Annotated in this window: 21 protein-coding genes; 2 read left to right on the forward strand and 19 right to left on the reverse strand. The window is 47.4% G+C overall.

The genetic code is table 11. The features are described 5' to 3' along the window. The 14 genes from pilW to trmJ form a co-directional block, all read right to left on the reverse strand. Nucleotides 1-1152, reverse strand: a complete 1152-nt coding sequence (gene pilW, locus FJ444_RS15670) for a type IV pilus biogenesis/stability protein PilW (protein ID WP_140959788.1) — start codon at nt 1150-1152, stop codon at nt 1-3. Nucleotides 1153-1182: 30 nt separating this feature from the next. Next, a complete protein-coding gene (locus FJ444_RS15675) occupies nt 1183-2301 on the reverse strand; it encodes a bifunctional tRNA (adenosine(37)-C2)-methyltransferase TrmG/ribosomal RNA large subunit methyltransferase RlmN (RefSeq protein WP_140959790.1) in 1119 nt (372 codons plus the stop codon). Nucleotides 2302-2424: 123 nt separating this feature from the next. Beyond that, nucleotides 2425-2856: a nucleoside-diphosphate kinase gene (gene ndk, locus FJ444_RS15680; protein ID WP_140959792.1), complete on the reverse strand. Its 432-nt coding sequence runs from the start codon at nt 2854-2856 to the stop codon at nt 2425-2427. 119 nt (nt 2857-2975) lie between these two features. Next, nucleotides 2976-3386 carry a SufE family protein gene (locus tag FJ444_RS15685; RefSeq protein WP_140959794.1) on the reverse strand — a complete coding sequence of 137 codons (411 nt, stop codon included), beginning with the start codon at nt 3384-3386 and terminating at the stop codon, nt 2976-2978. A 25-nt stretch (nt 3387-3411) separates the two neighbouring features. After that, complete coding sequence (sufT, locus tag FJ444_RS15690) at nt 3412-3945, reverse strand: putative Fe-S cluster assembly protein SufT (RefSeq protein WP_140959795.1); 534 nt, start codon at nt 3943-3945, stop codon at nt 3412-3414. 9 nt (nt 3946-3954) lie between these two features. Next, complete coding sequence (locus tag FJ444_RS15695; protein WP_140959797.1) at nt 3955-4311, reverse strand: iron-sulfur cluster assembly accessory protein; 357 nt, start codon at nt 4309-4311, stop codon at nt 3955-3957. A 12-nt stretch (nt 4312-4323) separates the two neighbouring features. Beyond that, on the reverse strand, nt 4324-5541 hold the full coding sequence (locus FJ444_RS15700) for an aminotransferase class V-fold PLP-dependent enzyme (RefSeq protein ID WP_140959799.1): 1218 nt from the start codon (nt 5539-5541) through the stop codon (nt 4324-4326). Then, nucleotides 5538-6794 carry a Fe-S cluster assembly protein SufD gene (gene sufD / locus FJ444_RS15705; protein ID WP_140959801.1) on the reverse strand — a complete coding sequence of 419 codons (1257 nt, stop codon included), beginning with the start codon at nt 6792-6794 and terminating at the stop codon, nt 5538-5540. The genes FJ444_RS15700 and sufD overlap by 4 nt, the downstream gene beginning before the upstream one ends. Next, nucleotides 6791-7552: a Fe-S cluster assembly ATPase SufC gene (sufC, locus tag FJ444_RS15710; protein ID WP_140959803.1), complete on the reverse strand. Its 762-nt coding sequence runs from the start codon at nt 7550-7552 to the stop codon at nt 6791-6793. Before sufC ends, sufD begins: the two co-directional genes overlap by 4 nt. Nucleotides 7553-7560: 8 nt before the next feature. Then, nucleotides 7561-8997: a Fe-S cluster assembly protein SufB gene (gene sufB / locus FJ444_RS15715; RefSeq protein WP_140959804.1), complete on the reverse strand. Its 1437-nt coding sequence runs from the start codon at nt 8995-8997 to the stop codon at nt 7561-7563. 267 nt (nt 8998-9264) lie between these two features. Beyond that, nucleotides 9265-10443, reverse strand: coding sequence for an IscS subfamily cysteine desulfurase (locus FJ444_RS15720; RefSeq protein ID WP_140959806.1), 1179 nt, complete (start codon nt 10441-10443; stop codon nt 9265-9267). Next, nucleotides 10444-10923 (reverse strand): Fe-S cluster assembly transcriptional regulator IscR, encoded by a 480-nt coding sequence (iscR, locus tag FJ444_RS15725; RefSeq protein WP_140959808.1) that lies wholly within the window; start codon nt 10921-10923, stop codon nt 10444-10446. Between the two features lie 109 nt (nt 10924-11032). Further along, the gene (gene cysE, locus FJ444_RS15730; protein WP_140959810.1) at nt 11033-11851 is read right to left on the reverse strand and encodes a serine O-acetyltransferase; all 819 of its coding nucleotides are present in this window, start codon (nt 11849-11851) and stop codon (nt 11033-11035) included. Further along, nucleotides 11851-12570, reverse strand: a complete 720-nt coding sequence (gene trmJ / locus FJ444_RS15735) for a tRNA (cytosine(32)/uridine(32)-2'-O)-methyltransferase TrmJ (RefSeq protein WP_140959812.1) — start codon at nt 12568-12570, stop codon at nt 11851-11853. Before trmJ ends, cysE begins: the two co-directional genes overlap by 1 nt. 233 nt (nt 12571-12803) lie before the next feature. Between trmJ and suhB the strand changes: the two genes are divergently transcribed. Next, a complete protein-coding gene (gene suhB / locus FJ444_RS15740; RefSeq protein ID WP_140959813.1) occupies nt 12804-13583 on the forward strand; it encodes an inositol-1-monophosphatase in 780 nt (259 codons plus the stop codon). A 64-nt stretch (nt 13584-13647) separates the two neighbouring features. Here the strand turns inward: suhB and galU are convergent, their stop codons facing one another. From galU to wecA, 5 genes are all read right to left on the reverse strand, one after another. After that, nucleotides 13648-14541, reverse strand: a complete 894-nt coding sequence (gene galU, locus FJ444_RS15745; protein ID WP_140959814.1) for a UTP--glucose-1-phosphate uridylyltransferase GalU — start codon at nt 14539-14541, stop codon at nt 13648-13650. Further along, on the reverse strand, nt 14538-15884 hold the full coding sequence (locus FJ444_RS15750) for a UDP-glucose/GDP-mannose dehydrogenase family protein (protein ID WP_140959816.1): 1347 nt from the start codon (nt 15882-15884) through the stop codon (nt 14538-14540). Before FJ444_RS15750 ends, galU begins: the two co-directional genes overlap by 4 nt. 132 nt (nt 15885-16016) lie before the next feature. Next, on the reverse strand, nt 16017-16874 hold the full coding sequence (locus FJ444_RS15755; protein WP_140959818.1) for a glycosyltransferase: 858 nt from the start codon (nt 16872-16874) through the stop codon (nt 16017-16019). Then, nucleotides 16871-17758, reverse strand: a complete 888-nt coding sequence (locus tag FJ444_RS15760; RefSeq protein WP_140959820.1) for a glycosyltransferase — start codon at nt 17756-17758, stop codon at nt 16871-16873. The genes FJ444_RS15755 and FJ444_RS15760 overlap by 4 nt, the downstream gene beginning before the upstream one ends. A 73-nt stretch (nt 17759-17831) precedes the next feature. Continuing rightward, on the reverse strand, nt 17832-18908 hold the full coding sequence (gene wecA, locus FJ444_RS15765; protein WP_140959822.1) for a UDP-N-acetylglucosamine--undecaprenyl-phosphate N-acetylglucosaminephosphotransferase: 1077 nt from the start codon (nt 18906-18908) through the stop codon (nt 17832-17834). A 330-nt stretch (nt 18909-19238) separates the two neighbouring features. Between wecA and FJ444_RS15770 the strand changes: the two genes are divergently transcribed. Further along, nucleotides 19239-19622, forward strand: a complete 384-nt coding sequence (locus FJ444_RS15770; RefSeq protein ID WP_140959824.1) for a hypothetical protein — start codon at nt 19239-19241, stop codon at nt 19620-19622. The last annotated feature ends 10 nt before the right edge of the window (nt 19623-19632 follow it).

Below are 19632 nucleotides of genomic sequence, written 5' to 3' on the forward strand. Positions count from 1 at the left end.
TTACTGTGTCTGTTCAGCTGGCGGCACCAGCCATAATTTTGTTCCAATTTTGATATCCCCGTTGTTACCGAGGTTGTTCCAGGCTTTCAGGGTATCAAGTTTTATATTGTATTTCAGTGACAAACGATAAAGGTTTTCTTTCGGCTGGACGATGTGATATTTCACTGTATCACTATCAACATTTTCAGCAACAGAACCGCTATTCGTGCTTTCACTAATTTGAGCAACCGCAGTCTCAGGGGCTAACTGTGTTTGTACAGTTTCATCTTCATTCTGTGTTGCGGGCTCCTGCATATCAGCATCGTCTGATTTGCTTGCCTTCAGTGCGTCTATACCTACCGATACCGGCTCTTCAACTCGCTGCGGTTTGGTTTTTACTTTGATAACCGGCTGTGGCAACTTTTGCTGCTTATCGATATACAATTTAGTTAACGGGCTGTCGGGATACATGGTGAGCAGCATGTCACCGTAACCGTTTGCCGTGAGGAGATCACCTTTACCCGTCGCAATTTCAATAGCTAACCATAGCGAATCGGGTGACACACGAGCGACTTTTTCGTATTTGCGGAGCGTTTGTTCAGCCAACTCGTACTGTTCGGTGGCGACGTACATTTCAGTGAGAATAAATAAGGTTTTGGCTCTGCCAGGCTGATGCTTAAGTGCACTGTTCAGATAATCAATGGCATCTTCCCCTTGCCCCTGACTTTGTGCACACAACGCCATATTTTCATAGGTGGCGGCAGAATTAGCGTACTGACGGGAATTTACAGCCTGCAGGAAAAAGGTTTTGGCTGCCTCGTAATCGCCTTGCTGGCACAAAAACGCGCCATAGCTATTGGCAATATCGGCATTGCGCGGTGCCAGGCTCATAGCGGTTTCGTAAGCTTCTCTGGCGCGTTCAGCCTCACCCACAACCTGATAATAATACGCCAGGCCAAAATGCGTATCGGCCAATCTGGGCGCAAACGACAAGGCTTTGTCCAGATTCATTTTAGCCTGGGTATAGTTGCCGTTTTTTAAATAGGTTAACCCCAGAGAAATACGTGTTTTCGCCGCTTCACTCTGATCAAACTCGGTACTGAAATTACCGCCCTGATTTTCGCTTACACAACCAGACAGCCATAGCAGTGCTACTAACGTTAATATTCTCATTGCGGGCGTTAACCTCTTTTATCTTTTGTATTAATGAGACATCTTCACCGAAATCGACTCGCCCTTCATCTGTTTTTTTAACATCCGTTTGGTGCGGTCAACCACGTCGCCCACTAATTGGCCGCAAGCAGCGTCAATATCGTCGCCCCGGGTCTTGCGCACAATCACGGTAAAGCCATATTCCATCAACACTTTGGCGAATCGGTCGATGCGTGAATTACTGGAACAAGTATAAGGTGAACCTGGATAAGGATTAAATGGGATCAGATTAATTTTACTGGGTGTTTCCTTTAACACTTTTGCCAGTTGATGTGCATGGTCGGTTGAATCATTGATTTGATTCAGCATTACGTATTCAACAGTCACCCTGCCCTGATTGGCTTTTGACTTACTTAAATAACGGCGCACACCAGCAAGGAAGGTTTCGATGTTGTATTTTTTGTTGATTGGTACGATTTCGTTGCGCAGCTCGTCATTGGGTGCGTGCAATGAAATAGCCAGCGCTACATCAATCTGGTCACCGAGCATATCGAGTGCAGGTACTACACCTGAGGTACTTAAGGTCACACGACGTTTGGATAAACCAAATCCAAAGTCATCCATCATGATGTCCATTGCTGGCACGACGTTTTTCAAATTCAGTAGTGGCTCACCCATGCCCATCATAACCACGTTAGTGATTGGACGTTTAGCACTGTCTTTTGACAGGCCCAGTGTTGTGGCTACACGCCACACCTGACCAATAATTTCGCTTACCGACAAGTTGCGATTGAATCCCTGCTGCGCGGTTGAACAGAACGTACATTCCAATGCACATCCAACCTGTGACGAAACGCACAGTGTTGCACGCTCAGTTTCGGGTATCCAAACCGTTTCTACTTCCTGACCACCTTCTAAACGGAGGGCAAACTTTATGGTGCCGTCGGTTGCGTTTTGCTGATACGCAATTTCCGGTGCAACCACCTCACAGTGTTCAATGAGCTTCGCGCGCAGATGTTTATTCAGATTACTCATCTGTTCAAAATCGCTGACGCCTTGCTGATAGATCCACTTCATGACCTGATCTGCACGGAAAGGCTTTTCGCCCATTTCAGCGAAAAATTCGCGCATTCCCTGCCGATTTAAATTTAATAAATTTGTTTTAGCCATAAAGCAATTAACCTACTGTGAACATAGTTAAGGTTGCAACCTGCATAGGATACCATGGGATAACCCATGACGCACAGACGCAAAAGGGAGCCTAAGCTCCCTTTTTAATCAGAACCTGGCAACTTAGCGAGTGCGTGGGCAGATCTCTTCTTCAGAGAAGAAGTAAGCGATTTCGCGAGCAGCAGATTCAGGCGCATCTGAACCGTGAACAGCGTTCTCGTCGATAGACACCGCGTAGTCAGCGCGCAGAGTACCTGCAGCTGCATCAGCTGGGTTAGTTGCACCCATAATTTCACGGTTTTTAACCACTGCGTTTTCGCCTTCTAACACCTGAACCATAACCGGACCAGACGTCATAAACGCAACCAGAGCACCAAAGAAAGGACGCTCTTTGTGTTCTGCGTAGAAACCTTCTGCTTGTTCTTTGCTCATATGAACCATTTTAGAAGCAACGATGCGCAGACCAGCAGATTCAAAACGATTGTAGATTGCACCGATTACGTTTTTAGCAACGGCATCAGGCTTAATAATTGAAAAAGTACGCTCAAGAGCCATCTTCTGTCTCCGGTTGTAATAGTAAAAATTTGGCCGCGAATTATAGGCAATCTTTTACGCTGTGCCTAGGGGCACAGCAACAAATATCAAAAAATCTTCACAATACGCGCGAAGGTCGTTCAGGCAGTTTGTTTTGCCAGTGTTTGTATTTTACCCACGATCGAGCGCAAGCCATTGCCACGGGTAGGAGAAATATGACGTTCAAGGTCCAGCGCCTCGAAATAGCCGTCGATGTCGAAATCCAGAATCTGTTGCGGCGTTTTATCGTTGTAAGCTGCCATCACCAGCGCTAACAAGCCATGCACGATGACTGCATCGCTGTCTGCATCAAAATGCAGTTTGCCTTCGTTTACCGACGTAACCAGCCACACGCTGCTTTGGCAACCTTTTACCAGGCGCTCGGGCGTTTTTTGTTCGTCCTGCAAACGCGGTAACGCTTTGCCTAAATCAATGATGTACTGATAACGCTGTTCCCAATCGTCAAAAAAGGCTAAATCTTCAATGATTTCTTCGCTTGATGGTAATGCCATAGTCAGGAGTTACTTATTTTGCTAATTAAAAAAACAGACCGGCTTCGAGCTGTGCTTCTTCGCTCATCATCTCTCTGGACCATGGCGGGTCGAAGACCAGTTCTACTTTTACCGACTTCACATGCGGTACCAGACCAACGCGGTATTCAACATCCCCAACCAGCACAGGCCCCATTCCGCAGCCTGGCGCAGTGAGAGTCATATCTATGGTGACGGCGCCTTGCTCCTGTTCCAGTCTTACCGCATAAATCAAACCCAGCGACACCAGGTTGATTGGAATTTCCGGATCGTAGATAGTTTCCAGCGCATCCCATACCTGTCGCTCGGCGATGCGTCCATCTGTTGGCACGTCAAAATCAAGTTGCTGAGGCTTACGGCCAATGGCATCGGCATCAGTACCGTCAATACGCAGCATGTTACCACGCCAGGTAACCGTATAATTGCCACCTAAATCCTGGGTGAGATTAACAAACTCACCAGCGGGGATCATGACCTTTTCGCCAGAAGGGACTTTGCGTGACCGCACTTCACGCTCGGTCACCACCATTTTTTGCTTCATTGTGTCTGGTTATCCAACATTAAAGCTTTCGCCACAACCACATTCATCCACAACGTTGGGGTTATGGTATTTGATCACCCCGTTCACACCTTCGTGCACGAAATCGATTTCCGTGTTGCGAATAAGTTGCAGTGCGTCTTTCGCCACAGCAACAGTGAGTACATCTGATACGTGGAGTATTTCGTCGTCTGCTTTACTCGCATCGGCGAAATCCAGTACATAGGCATAGCCTGTGCAACCACTGACCTTGGTAGACAAACGAATGATCTTGCCGGGTTGCTTGGCAAGCTTGGATTCAAAGTGTTTAATGGCGCTTTCAGTAAGGGTTACCACATCCTGACTGGGCACAAACGTTTCAACGGTCATTGTATGCTCCTGTTAAGCCAACATGCTTTGCGCCTTGCGAAGCGCAACAAAGAATGCGTCAACTTCATCAAGGGTGTTGTATAAAGAAAATGATGCCCGCGCGGTACCATTAATACCCAAACGGTTCATCAGCGGCTGCGCGCAGTTGTCACCAGTGCGGATAGCCACACCCTGACGATCTAAAATAAAGCCAATATCTGCCGGATGCGCGTTATCCATTACAAAACTCAGAATGCCCACTTTATTCGGCGCCGTTCCGATCAAACGCATCCCTTCAATGTTTCGGGCCTGTAACATAGCAGATTCAATCAAGGCCTTTTCGTGTGCTTGTACTGCAGCCAAATCAAGCGAGCCAAACCATTCAACCGCCGCGCCTAAACCAATAGCACCAGCAATATGCGGTGTACCCGCTTCCAGTCGCAGTGGCAAAGCGCCCCAACTGGCAGACTGATAGCTCACTTCGGCGATCATTTCGCCTCCAGTCATCCATACTGGCCAGTCTTCCAGCACAGACCTACGCCCCCACAGCACACCAATGCCGGTAGGGCCAAACAGTTTGTGGCCGGAAAACGCGTAAAAATCACAACCCAGGTCCTGCACGTCAACGCCGCCATGAGCAATGCCCTGAGCGCCATCAACCAGCACCAGAGCATCGTAACGCTTAGCCATGGCAACCAGGTCTTTTACCGGGTTCAGCGTTCCCAGCGCATTAGATACGTGCGGGAAGGCTACCATACGGGTATTTGGCCCCAGGTAGCTTTGGAATGTCTCGATATCCAACTCGCCGTTATCAAAGATAGGTGCTACACGCAACGTGGCGCCACTTTGAATACAGGCTTGTTGCCAGGTAACCAGGTTAGCGTGGTGTTCCATTTCGGTTACCACTACTTCGTCACCGGCTTCCAGCTGTTTGGCCAGGCCATGGGCAACTAAATTAATACCTTCGGTGGTACCCGCAGTCCAGATCACTTCTTCGCGACTGTTTGCATTAATAAACGCCGCCACCTGATCACGCGCTTTTTCATATCGGCGAGTAGCTTCATCCGATAATTTGTGTGCTCCGCGATGAACGTTTGCATTAGTTTGCGTGTAAAAGCTCATCAGTGCGTCAATAACCGCCTGTGGCTTTTGCGTTGTCGCTGCGTTATCCAGATAAATCAGAGGCTTGCCGTCAACCTGTTGCGACAAAATAGGGAATTGCGCACGTACCGCCTGAACATCGAAGCTCATTTGACCTCCATGCTGACAAAGCGCTCACGTAAAGAGTGCAGTAACCAATCGCTGATTGCGATATTTGGAATTTGGGTGATTAATTCCTGAATAAATCCAAAATTCAGCATAATCAACGCCTGACTACGGCTGATACCGCGCGTTAGCAGGTAGTACAAAGCCTTCTCTTCAATTTCTGCAACGGTAGCGCCGTGAGCACAGCGCACGTCGTCTGCGTAAATTTCCAGCTCGGGCTTTGTATTGATGATAGCGCGGCGGGATAACAACAAATTTCGGTTATTCAGTTCCGCCAGGGTTTTCTGTGCATTGCGATGAATGTGAATACGGCCGTTAAATACCGCTTTGGCGCGATCACCCACAATTCCACGCGCATTTTCTTCGGTGGTACAATTCGGTACGGCGTGCTCAATGGTGGAGTGCAGGTCGAAAAGCTCACCTTCTGCCAGCAAATAAATGGCGTTTACGTTGGCATTCGCAAATTCACCTGTGTATTCCACGTCCACGTCCAGACGCGACAACACACTGCCGTAACCCACAATATTACTGGTAAGCTGCGCTTTCTCACCCACCTTGAAGTGGCAACTGCCTACGTGCATGGCTTGCTGTGTATACATGGCAAATCGATAGTGCTCTAACTGCGCCTGCGCGTCTAACACGTATTCGCTTACGAATGTATTCAGGCTGTCTGCATCGCCGAAGCCATCTTCAATAATGGCGACTTTGGCACCTGATTCGACATGCACCAATACACGTAAGTGCTGATCACCTACGCTCGCTGCAAGCTGTGACAATCGAATGGGCGTATCAATAACCGTGTTAGCAGGTACGTGAATATACACGCCTTCTGTCATCAGGGCGTCGTTTACCTGCCCGAACAAATGATGTGATGGCTTAACCTGACTCAACAGTGCTTTGATAGTGGCCTGCTGTTCTGTATTGGCATTTGAGAACAAAGTAAACGTAAGCCCGGCGGGCACACTACCTTGTTGTGCTGCTAACTTATTGCCCGCAAACGACACACTGTAAGCGTCGAGTCCATCGATAACCGGTGCTGAACCATGTTGTTCAACTGCGGCAGCCAGACTCACACTGCGCTTTTCTACCGGTAACAGAGGCGTAAATCGCCAGGCTTCCTGACGGCGCACTGGCCATTTAATATTCGCTAGTGCTTCGGTTGCCTGCTGACGGTGACCAGCCAACCAGTCGGTTTGACGTTGGCCTTCAGCAATTACTTCTGACAGCCACTGGCTCATGCCTCGCTCTCCTCGTAGGCTTTGCCCAGAAACGCATAGCCGGATTTTTCTACTTCCAGCGCCAGCGATGCATCACCGCTTTTTACAATTTTACCATCAGCCAGAATATGCACGAAATCGGGCTTGATGTAGTCGAGCAGGCGTTGATAGTGAGTAACTACAATAAAGCTACGCTTACCGTCGCGTTGGCTGTTCACGCCATCGGCTACTACCTGCAGCGCATCAACGTCAAGACCTGAGTCAGATTCATCCAGAATACAAAGAGACGGCTCAAGCAGGATCATTTGCATGATTTCGTTACGCTTTTTCTCACCACCGGAGAAGCCTTCGTTAACGCCACGCTTCAGAAAATCCAGAGGCAAATGTACTTGCTTACATGCCGCTTTAGCTTTTTTGAGGAATTCAGCAGCAGTCAGTGGCTCTTCGCCACGGTGCTCGCGCATGGCGTTAACCGATTCTTTGAGGAATTCCATATTGCTTACACCCGGAATTTCAACCGGGTACTGAAATGCCAGAAATAATCCTTCACGGGCGCGTTCTTCAACTTCCAGCTCCAGCAGGTCTTTGCCGTTTAATGTGGCACTGCCGTCGTTTACTTCATAACCGTCGCGGCCTGACAATACATAACCCAGGGTACTTTTACCGGCGCCGTTAGGTCCCATGATGGCGTGAACTTCGCCAGGCTTGATGTCTAAGTTTAGCCCTTTGATGATTTGCTTTTCTTCAACACTGGCGTGTAAATTATTGATGGATAACATTAAATTCTTTACCCCACAGAACCTTCTAAACTAATTTCAAGTAGCTTGCCGGCTTCAACCGCAAACTCCATTGGTAACTCTTTAAATACTTCCTTACAGAAGCCATTGACGATCATAGACACCGCCTTTTCCGCATCCAGACCGCGCTGCTGACACAGGAACAACTGCTCGTCACTCACTTTTGATGTGGTGGCCTCGTGTTCAACAATGGCGGAGGGATTACGGCTTTCGATATACGGGAAGGTGTGAGCACCACATTGATCACCAATGAGTAGCGAATCACACTGCGTAAAATTACGAGCGTTATCGGCTTTCGGGCCCATTTGCACCAGACCGCGATAGGCGTTGTTACTTCTGCCTGCTGAAATGCCTTTTGAGATAATGGTCGACCGGGTGTTTTTACCCAGGTGGATCATCTTGGTGCCGGTATCAGCCTGCTGGCGTCCACGCGTCAGCGCAACAGAGTAAAACTCGCCGACACTGTTATCGCCTTTCAGTACGCAACTTGGATACTTCCAGGTTACCGATGATCCAGTTTCTACCTGAGTCCAGGAAATTTTCGCATCGTTGTGACAAATCCCACGTTTGGTAACGAAGTTATAAATCCCGCCTTTGCCGTTTTCGTCGCCCGGATACCAGTTCTGTACGGTTGAGTACTTGATGTTGGCCTTATCCATAGCTACCAGCTCAACTACGGCGGCGTGCAATTGGTTTTCATCGCGTTGCGGCGCAGTGCAGCCTTCCAGGTAACTTACGTGACTGCCTTCATCGGCAATGATCAGTGTACGTTCAAACTGGCCGGTATTTTGTTCATTAATGCGGAAATAAGTAGATAATTCCATGGGGCAGCGTACCCCTTTTGGAATGTACACAAATGAACCATCAGTAAATACGGCGCTATTTAATGCTGCGAAGTAGTTATCGGTGCGAGGTACAACCGAGCCAATGTATTTTTTAACCAACTCAGGGTATTTTTTTATCGCCTCAGAGATTGGGCAGAAAATAACACCAGCTTCTTCCAGTTTTTCGCGGAAAGTAGTTACAACCGATACAGAGTCGAATACTGCGTCGACCGCTACGCCAGCCAGCATTTCCTGCTCGTGCAGAGGAATACCCAGTTTGTTATATACATCCAGTAAGTCGGGATCGACTTCGTCTAATGACTTGGGCTTGTCTTTCATACTTTTTGGTGAGGAATAGTAAGAGATAGCCTGATAGTCGATTTTTTCGTAATCAACATGCGCCCACTCAGGCTCTTCCATCTCTAACCAGGAACGATATGCCTTCAAACGCCATTCAAGCATCCACTCAGGCTCATTTTTAATTGCCGAAATACGCTGTATTACCGACTCGTCCAAGCCTTTTTCGAAGGTATCGGACTCGATTTCAGAGTAGAAACCGGCCTCATATTGTTTCGACAATGCCTGTTCGATCTGCTCGCTCATTGACTCATCTCACTTAACTGGTCTTTGATTGCACGCCCTTTCGTGGGTGCTGTGTATCCGATGTATGTTTCGGACGCCATGTATCCCTTATTTTTCGCGCGGTATTCTATAATACCTGAGTATTTCACTCAACTATTGAAGACAATACCTGTAATAAAGCGAATCCATGCTTGCGTTATTATTTTGTACGGGCATCTGGGGGCTCGGGATCTTGCACTATTCTCCCCGAAACTGCAAACCTTCACTGCCTGCTCTACGCCAGAAGTCTTAGTAGCTTGCCGACGCTCTGGCCTGCCTTAAACGGGTTACCACAGTCGTAACGGTGTCAGCCGCAAGATCCATCTCATCTTCCGTAGTAAAACGCCCTGCGGAAAAACGAATACCGGCATGTGCTAGCGGTGCACTCCGCCCCAGCGCAGTTAACACATACGACGGTTCAAGGCTTGCAGATGTGCAGGCAGATCCGGTAGAAATAGCAATATCGGCTAAGCCCATTACCAGACTTTCGCCATCTACACCGCCAAAGCTAATGTTAATAATGCCCGGGACGCGCTGGGTTAAATGGCCATTAAGAGTAACATCGTCTAACTGACTGATTCGTTTCCAGAAGCGTTCCGTTAACATTCGTAATCGTTGCGCTTCAATGTTGAGCTGTTCACCTGCGATTTCGCACGCTGCGCCAAATCCCACAATTTGATGAGTAGGCAATGTGCCCGAACGCATACCACGCTCATGACCACCACCATGCATTTGCTCTGCCAGCAATACACGCGGCCGACGGCGCACAAATAGCGCACCTATGCCTTTTGGCCCGTAGCATTTATGTGCAGAAAATGACATCAAATCAACGGGTAAGGTTTGTAAATCAATGGGCAGCTTACCCAGACTTTGCGCAGCATCAACATGAAATACAACGTTGTGCTGTCGACAAAATTCGCCAATTGCCTGTATATCCTGAACAACGCCAATCTCATTATTCACCTGCATGACCGACACTAAAATGGTGTCTTCTCTGAGAGCGTCTGCAAGCTGTGATACCGAAATCAGCCCCTGTGGATCGGGTGCCAAGCAAGTGACATCAAAACCTTGTTCAGCAAGATACTCACAGGTGTCCAACACCGCTTTGTGCTCAGTACTCACGGTAATAATGTGATTACCCTTCTCGCGATATTGCTGCGCGACACCTTTTAATGCCAGGTTATCGGATTCCGTTGCCCCTGACGTAAAAATGATTTCCCGTGGATCGCAATTTACCAGCCCAGCAATTTGATTACGCGCCACATCCACCGCTTCTTCCGCCTGCCAGCCAAAACGGTGAGAGCGTGACGCAGGATTGCCAAATGTCCCATCTAAGGTAAGGCATTTCGCCATTTGCTCAGCAACGGCGGGATCAACTGGTGTCGTTGAGGCGTAATCGAGATAAACGGGGGTGTTAACCTGTGTCATTTACAGTCGAATGCTCACGTGAATTTCTTTATCTATATTGGCGCGCTGCTTATCCTGACGGCCCGCCACGGCCTGAACATCGCCTTTCGCCATTAACTCGCCCAGACTAATGCTGTCGAGGAAGTGACCGATGCGATCACTGAGATCCTGCCACAAACTGTGTGTCAGGCAGCGCTCGCCAGCCTGGCAATCACCCTGCCCCTGGCAACGGGTTGCATCAACTGACTCATCGACGGCTCGAATGACTTCACCAATGGCAATTTTGTATGCATCACGACCCAGTTTGTACCCACCGCCCGGTCCGCGCACGCTTTTTACCAGGGTTTCTTTTCTTAAACGCGAGAACAATTGCTCCAGATAAGACAAAGAAATTTCCTGACGGGCCGAAATATCAGCCAGCGATACAGGGCCTTGTTGAGAGTGAAGCGCCACGTCCAGCATGGCTGTAACCGCATAGCGGCCTTTTGAGGTGAGTTTCATAGCGGGCAGCAATAGTCGAACATGGCAAAATTGTTCCATACCCGACTAAAATGGTCAAGTATAAAACCTACTAATTTAGTCAGGTATTAATATCCCTGCCAGCTATGCCTCAAATATGTGGGTCGAAGGCGTCGTGTTTTTGCTGTTGAGTTTTGGGTGCCACCGGCGATAACCCAGTACAGGCAAAATCCGCTTCCGAAATCCCTTCTAATCTATCGGTACTTACATTGCCTCCCATTGCCTGAATGACCTGGCACAATTCCACAATACGCTCATCCATTGCGTGTATGTGCTCCACCATTACTCCCATGGCACTGGCTACCGGATCGGGATTATCACTGGCTACTGCGTACGCATCAAAGCCGTATTTAGCAGCAATTTCGTAGCGTTTGTTGTTTCCTGCGGTTTGCGCAGGTGCAGCTTGCACTATTCTCCCCGGAATACCCACAACCGTGGCGCCGGGTGGAGTATCTTTTACCACAACAGAGTTGGAACCAATTTTGGCCCCCTCACCGATCTCAATGGGCCCAAGTACTTTAGCACCTGCTCCGACAACAACATTGTTGCAAAGTGTCGGGTGGCGCTTGCCCGCTTTCCAACTGGTACCGCCCAGAGTGACACCGTGATACAACGTGACATCGTCACCGATTTGTGCGGTTTCACCAATAACCACGCCCATGCCATGATCGATAAAAAAGCGGCGGCCTATTGTGGCACCAGGATGGATTTCCACGCCGGTTAGCCAACGGCTAAAGGTGGAAAGTGTTCTGGCCAGCCACTTTAATTCCAGCTTCCAGAGTTTATGACTGACCCGATGTAACCACACCGCATGAAGGCCGGGGTAATTAGTTAATACCTCAAACGTATTTCTGGCTGCCGGATCGCGGGCAAATACACCGGCGACGTCTTCCCTGATTCGTGCGAACATTAATTAGCTCCGCTGGATTTATCGATAGCAGCCAGGATCCCTCGCAAGATATTGAGTTCCTGAGCTTCCGGACGGGCCCGGTTAAACAGGCGTCGTAAACGGGTCATCACAATCCCAGGGTGATTTTCATTGATAAACTTTACATTGCTAAGCGTCGATTCCAGGTGAACATAAAAACGCTCCATGTCTTCACTTAACGGATATTCTGTTTCTTCCTCTGGGATACGTGTTTTGTTCAGCCATGCCATGCGAATTTCATAACTCAGCGTTTGCACGGCCGCAGCCAAATTCAATGAACTGTAATCAGGATTGGCTGGAATACATACGTGAAAATGACATTGCTGCAGTTCTTCATTGGTCAGGCCATTATTTTCACGGCCAAATACCAGTGCTACCGGGTACTGGCTCACCTCAGCAACCAGTTTTTCGCCACACTCTCTGGGTTCAAGCATCGGCCAGCTCAGCGTGCGCGAGCGGGCTGATGTGCCAACTACCAGGCCGCAGTCGGCTACAGCTTCACTGAGTGTGCTCACTATTTTGGCGTTTGCCAATACATCACCCGCGCCTGCTGCTAGTGCACTTGAATGACCATCAGGTTCATCCACCGGGTCAACCAGATACAGTTCACTTAATCCCATGGTTTTCATTGCCCTGGCTGCAGAGCCAATGTTACCCGTATGCGATGTATTAACCAGGATAATTCTTATCTTTTCTAGCATGCGTAAATCGTTAATTACCTATATTTGGTCGAGAGTTTAGCACAGCAACCGCAGATTCACATCGGTGAACTCCTGTGAGCAGGCTCACTGTGAATTCAATATCGCTGTAACGATTGTTGAACTTTTAATCAATTTTATTATTGATCTGGTACCGGGATCGGATTGCATTATTGAGATTAACTGGTACACTGCGCGCCGTTTTCTATTCGATCTTTTACAATTGGTGGTTCCTAATGCATCCGATGCTTAACATTGCGGTGCGCGCAGCGCGCGTGGCTGGCTCTATTATTGTGCGTGGTTTTGAAAACCGTACAGAGCTGGTAAAAGAAGTCAAAGGCAGTAACGATTATGTTACTCAAATCGACAAAGAAGCCGAAATGGCAATCATTCATAAGATTCAGCAATCTTATCCTGCACACAGCTTTCTTGGCGAAGAAAATGGTGAGGTAATCGGAGAAGCGCCAGAATTTCAGTGGATTATCGATCCGCTGGATGGTACCACCAATTTCATTAAAGGCATTCCGCACTTTGCTGTGTCTATTGCCCTGCTCCACAAAGGCCGTCTTGATCAGGCTGTAGTTTTCGACCCTATTCGCGGTGAACTGTTTACTGCTTCACGCGGTCAGGGTGCGCAATTAAATGGCTACCGCATCCGTACTACCAAGCCTCGCGATTTAACGGAAACTATTCTGGCGACAGGATTCCCTTTTAAAAATAAAACCCAGTATGCCGATTATGCCGTTCGTTTTAATAAGATTTTCCACGACTGTGGTGACGTGCGCCGAGCGGGTAGTGCTGCATTGGATCTTGCTTATGTAGCAGCCGGACGCCTGGACGGTTATTGGGAGCGCGGTGTAAAACCCTGGGATATCGCGGCTGGGGAATTACTGGTGCGTGAATCAGGTGGTTTGATTACCGATTTCTCTGGTGGGAACGATCCTCTGTATAAAGGCGAAATTATTGCTGGTAGCGTAAAAGTAGTGCAAGGCCTGGTTAAACACCTGAAAGCCTAACCGCTCTTCTGTGAATACAAACAATAAAGCCTCCAATTGGAGGCTTTATTCATTCAAGTCTTACTTAACCGTTTAATGAAGCAAGATACGCCTTAAACTCTTCACCTAACTCGGGGTGACGTAGTGCATAATCAACATTTGCTTTCATGTAGCCAAGTTTGCTGCCGCAATCATGACTCTTGCCTTTCATATAATAAGCATCAACCTGCTCGACTTTCATTAAAGAAGTAATCGCGTCGGTTAACTGGATCTCTCCACCTGCACCAGGAGGAGTGAATTCAAGCAGTGGCCAGATTTCCTGAGACAACACATAACGGCCCACAACGGCCAAATCAGACGGAGCCTCTTCCAATGCTGGCTTTTCTACCATGTTGTGAATTTTTGCTGACTCACCAGGTTTAATCGATTTGCCTTCAAGATCCACAATACCAAACTTAGAAATATTTTCCTGAGGTACCTGCTCTACCATAACCTGACTTACGCGACTGGTGTTAAAACGCGACACCATCTCAGCAAGGTTGTCTTTTTTCGGATTACTGGTGTATTCGTCAATAATGACGTCTGGCAGTACAACAGCAAAAGGTGCATCACCAACCATAGGATGGGCACACATGATTGCATGTCCTAACCCTTTGGCCGCCCCCTGACGCACATGCATAATGGTGACATCTTTCGGGCAAATTGACTGTACTTCTTCCAACAACTGACGCTTAACGCGCTGTTCCAGAGTCGTTTCTAATTCGAACGACGTATCGAAATGGTTTTCGATGCTGTTTTTACTGGCGTGGGTAACCAGAATAATTTCTTTAAGACCAGCTTTAACACACTCACTGACCACGTACTGGATCAATGGTTTGTCAACTACCGGCAGCATTTCCTTTGGTATGGCCTTGGTGGCCGGTAACATACGTGTTCCCAGACCTGCTACAGGTATAACGGCTTTTTTTACCTGACTCATAATTGTTGTCCTTTAATTGATAGTCCTCTACCTATCGCATAGTAATGCAATCCGTATTCCGACATGATTTTCGGGTCGTACAAATTACGCCCATCAAAAATCAGCGGCAGCGATAGTTTTTCTTTAATTCGGTCGAAATCAGGCGCGCGGAAAGACTGCCATTCAGTACACACTACCAGGAAGTCAGCACCATCCAGCGCGGCTTCTTTTGTGCCCACCAGTTTCAGATCTGGACGGCTGCCATAAATGCGCTGGGTTTCTTCCATGGCTTCGGGATCGAACGCTTGTACCGTAACCCCTTTCTCCCACAATAACTCCATCAGGACCCGGCTCGATGCTTCGCGCATATCATCGGTATTTGGCTTAAAGGATAAGCCCCATAACGCCACCGTTTTACCGCCGATATCGCCATCGAAATGGCTCATAATATACTCGAACAATTTCTCTTTTTGCGTGTAGTTAACCGCTTCAACAGATTCCAGAATTTTGGCTTCGTAGCCCACCTGGTTTGCACTACGAATGAGCGCTTGCACATCTTTAGGGAAACAGGAGCCACCATATCCACAGCCGGGATAGATAAACTGATAGCCAATACGCGGATCGGAGCCAATGCCACGACGCACATTTTCGATATCTGCACCAAAACGCTCTGCCAGGTTTGCCATTTCATTCATAAAGCTGATTTTTGTGGCTAACATGCAGTTTGCGGCGTATTTGGTTAATTCCGCGGAACGAATATCCATGATGATTACTTTGTCGTGATTGCGGTTGAACGGCGCATAGAGTTCGCGAAGTTTCTTTTCCGCTTTTTCACTTTCGATACCCAATACGATGCGATCAGGTCTCATACAATCGTTTACAGCAGCGCCTTCTTTTAAGAATTCCGGGTTAGATACCACGTCAAACGTGACTGACTTTTCAAGTTCAGCCAGTGTTTCGGTAACTTTGGCTTTTACCCGGTCAGCCGTACCTACCGGTACAGTCGATTTGTTGATAATAATCTTGTGCTTTTGCATATGGGTAGCAATTGTTTTGGCCACAGCCAGCACGTATTTTAAATCTGCAGAACCGTCTTCGTCCGGGGGCGTACCTACCGCGATGAAGATCAATTCACCGTGCTCAACACCGCGTTTAGCATCCGTAGTAAAATCTACCCGGCCGCCTTCATAGTTACTGGTAACAAGTGGAGTAAGACCCGGCTCGTAGATGGGGATTATCCCTTTCTTCAGATTATCAACTTTGTTCTGGTCAACATCCACGCAAACCACATCGTGGCCCACTTCTGCAAGCACAGCGGCTTGCACCAGGCCTACATACCCGATTCCAAATACTGTTACCTTCACGTTCTTTTCCTTTGTTTATTTCTACCCACCTGCTTTTAACAGGCGATATTCCAATAGTTTATTCTTGATTCATTAAAGCATCATGACGATGCAGGCTCAACTGAAACTTTTAACCTCAGCAAAAACCTTGATTTACTTCAGGGGCCCGGTTTTTCGTGTAATGCCGTGTTTGATACCAAGCCACATATATTTACCGCGCTCTGCCTTCTTATCAAGTAAAAACCGGTTTACAAGCCAACGCAATGGCAGGGCAACAATATTCCTTAGTTTCCAATACAGGGGTACATAAGGCCTTGGCAATAATAGCAACACATTCCTGAACTGGAAATACAGCCTGACCGGTTGGCCGACCTTAAAATCCACGCCCAATACATTGCGTCTTGCGTCGCCCTGTTTGTGGGTCATATGCAGATTGCTGTCTATCAAAATTTGATAACCCGCGCTTATTGCACGCCAGCACCACTCGTGATCCACACCATCGATAAATAAGGCCGTTTCCTTAAGCCCTACTTCTGCCAGGCAATCTACGGATATCACCATGCCAGACGCAATTATTTGACGGGCCGACAGATAACCGTTGGATAACACTTTGGGCTTTTGAATGGCTGGCACAACGGCTTCATTATTGAATTCACTCACGATACCCGGGCCAATCGCTGCCACCTTGGTATGTTGTTGTTTGGCCCGTTGAATACTTGCCTGCAAGCCGGTAAGCAGAGACTCACTCAGTAAGCTGTCCTGATCCAGCAACAGCGCAAACTGACAGCCTCTGTGCAGAATGTCTCTTAAACCGATATTCTGTGCTTCTGCAATACCGATATTGTCGGGGCAGTGGGTGTATTTAACGTGTTCAGGAAACCAATGGACATGCGACGAAGGGGAGTTGTCTACAATAACAACATCCCAATTTGTTTGGTGGAGTAAGGCAATATTACCCAGTAAACGAGCTTTGTCCGGGTGATAGAGAATAATGATACTGGCAAACATCAATGTTTGATAAATCTTTCCAGGTAATGACGATCGAGTTTATACGCTAACTTTACAACACTTGCAGGCATAAGTCTTAAGATCAGCACCGATACCGCATAAAACAAATTATACAGCGACATCCGCTTAAGTTTGCGTAAAGCTCTGAAGCGCGCTCGGAACTCGTTAAACGATTTAACGAAGCCCCTGCGCTTGTAAAAATCCCCAACTCGCCGAAACTTGAGGAGCTTGTCTTTCAGATTACAGAAGATGTACCCATGTGACGCCAGCTCTATCCACAACAGATAATCTTCCACAAAGCGTAAACTGTCATCGTAACGATGACCATCATTAAAGACCCGATAACGAATACATACGGTTGGGTGATTAACCGCACAACGACGGGGTAGTAAACGGGTTATCTGCCGGTTAGTTAACGGCATTACCCGCGAGCCGACTTTTTTGTCTTTCTCATTAATTTCAGTCAGGCCAGTCCCAAGAATTGAGATATGGGCGTGTTTTTCAAGATAGTCAATTTGCTTTATGAACCGGTCCGGCTCAGAAATATCATCTGCATCCATACGAAAAAAATAAGCAGGCTGCAGCGACAAAGACCAATCTATTGCAAAGTTCATGCAGGTCGCAAGACCACAATTTTGTTTGCCTTCAACAATAACAATGCGGTCGTCTTCCTGGGCATGAGCGGAGATAACAGACATAAGCGTGTCTGGTATGGCTCCGTCAACAACAATAACATACAGGAAATCAGCATAGGATTGCTGACGAATACTCTGAATAGAACAATCGAGCCATTGCGGATTATCTTTACAATACACGCCCATGGCTACAATAGATTCAACGCGATGAACCTGATAACGCCTGTGCTTTATTGAAAAATTCGGGGTCAATTGCTTGTCCGGGAAAAACGACTGGCAAAGAGTGTAACGAAAAACACGCTTAGTTTGCACTCATTTGAAGCATTTAATTGCCCAAAAGCAGGCGTTTTGTATCCCGGACCACGCGGATAATCTTCCAGATATTCATCAGTGCTACGGTATATACCACCAGCAGCCCCATGAATGACCAGAACATAACATAATCAGGAACCTGGTACACTTCACCGAGTATTCCCACCACACAATAGCATGCGCCGAGGCATAAAATGGCAACCAGAGAGCGGCGAGAGTCGAGCCCCGCGCGCATAAAAATATTGTGTAAATGCTTGCGATCAGGTCGAAGCACTGACTGACCTTTCTTAGCACGACGGAACATAATCGCAGCCATATCCATTAATGGCAATCCAATGAGCCATACACCGGTTATGGGGCGAAGAGATGCAGATTCCCCCTGCGTGTGATCAACCAGCAGCCATACAATGGTAAGACCAACAAACATACTGCCTGCATCGCCCATGAAAATCTTATTACCTTTAAAGCCTTTGAGACTCAGGTTAAATGCAAGAAAAGGTACAATGGCAGCGATGATTACCAAGGGCTCCATTATCGCAGCGCCATTACCGGAAATCAGTAATAAAGACACGACACTTGCCAGTACAATAAGGCTCATCCCACCAGCCAGACCGTCGATGCCATCGATCATATTAATGGCATTGATCACCCCAACCACACAAATCAGAGTGAAAAAGTAACCGCCTAAGCCCAGATAGACTGAACCAAAGCCGAAAATGTCGCCCAAGGAAGTAATGTAATTCTGAGCACTCCACGCCATGATGGATGCAACACCAAACTGACACATCAAGCGCCCTTTGGCACTCAGGTCAAATCGGTCATCCAACATACCGAGTAATACAATAAAAGCAGATGCAGTAAAAAATAGCGGGTTGTTCTTCATCCACACATCAGTAAGCACACTGGCAACGAGCACTGCAACAAAAATGGCAACGCCACCCGTTAAAGGGACAATTCCACTGTGACGCTTGCGATACGATGGTTGATCCACCAAACCAAACTGATGTGCCAGCGGTGTCATTACCACAAGCAATATCAAGGCGACAAAAAACGCCGTAAACAACGGAATAAACTGAAGATATGTTAACATTCGATCACAGTCTCCACTGTTTCCCAGTATACAAACCCGTCACACTATCCACCCTGTACAAAGGACAATCCATTAACCCACAAACTCCATTGAGAATACTGACGAACAAACTATGTTTCGTGGAGAGATATCTGAAAACTCGCTCTATAATAGTAAACATTAGTATAACTGACTACCCCTGTTCGAAAATTTAAGTTTGATTGGCGTTTTTTTGCACGGCACTGATCGTTTTACTCAATTGTCGGGGTCATTTTCCCAAAGTTTGCATGCCTTTTGCTTCGCTTATGTTATTCTTAGCGCCTATTTAAATGGACGTATGCCAATAACGATATGAAATTATTTATCGCCGCTGTTTGGATTACCGGATTGTGCAGTATAGCCGGATGTGTTTCGCAGCCTACTGCCGTTAAGGCGAATTTACCGCTGGTTGCTACCGGCCAATCTGTTCAACTTAAGCAAACATCCTCTTCAACAGTTGAACAGCAAGCAAAAGCCATTCCAGAGTTAACCATTTCCGCTGGAAAAACGGTCATCGAAAATACGCAATACAGGGTGTCTGAACAGTACTTGTCAGCATTAGGTCTGACATGTTATCAGTTGGTTGCTTTAGAGCAGACTAATGAAAACGCCAGCCAAACAAAGAGCCGCACATTATGTCAAAAGCAGAATTTTTGGTTATTGTATCCGGCAACGACGACGTTTGTCGCACAGTAAGATCAGGAAA

The organism is Aestuariibacter sp. GS-14 (genome assembly GCF_006494365.1).
In the GTDB taxonomy this organism is placed as follows: domain Bacteria; phylum Pseudomonadota; class Gammaproteobacteria; order Enterobacterales; family Alteromonadaceae; genus Alteromonas; species Alteromonas mangrovi.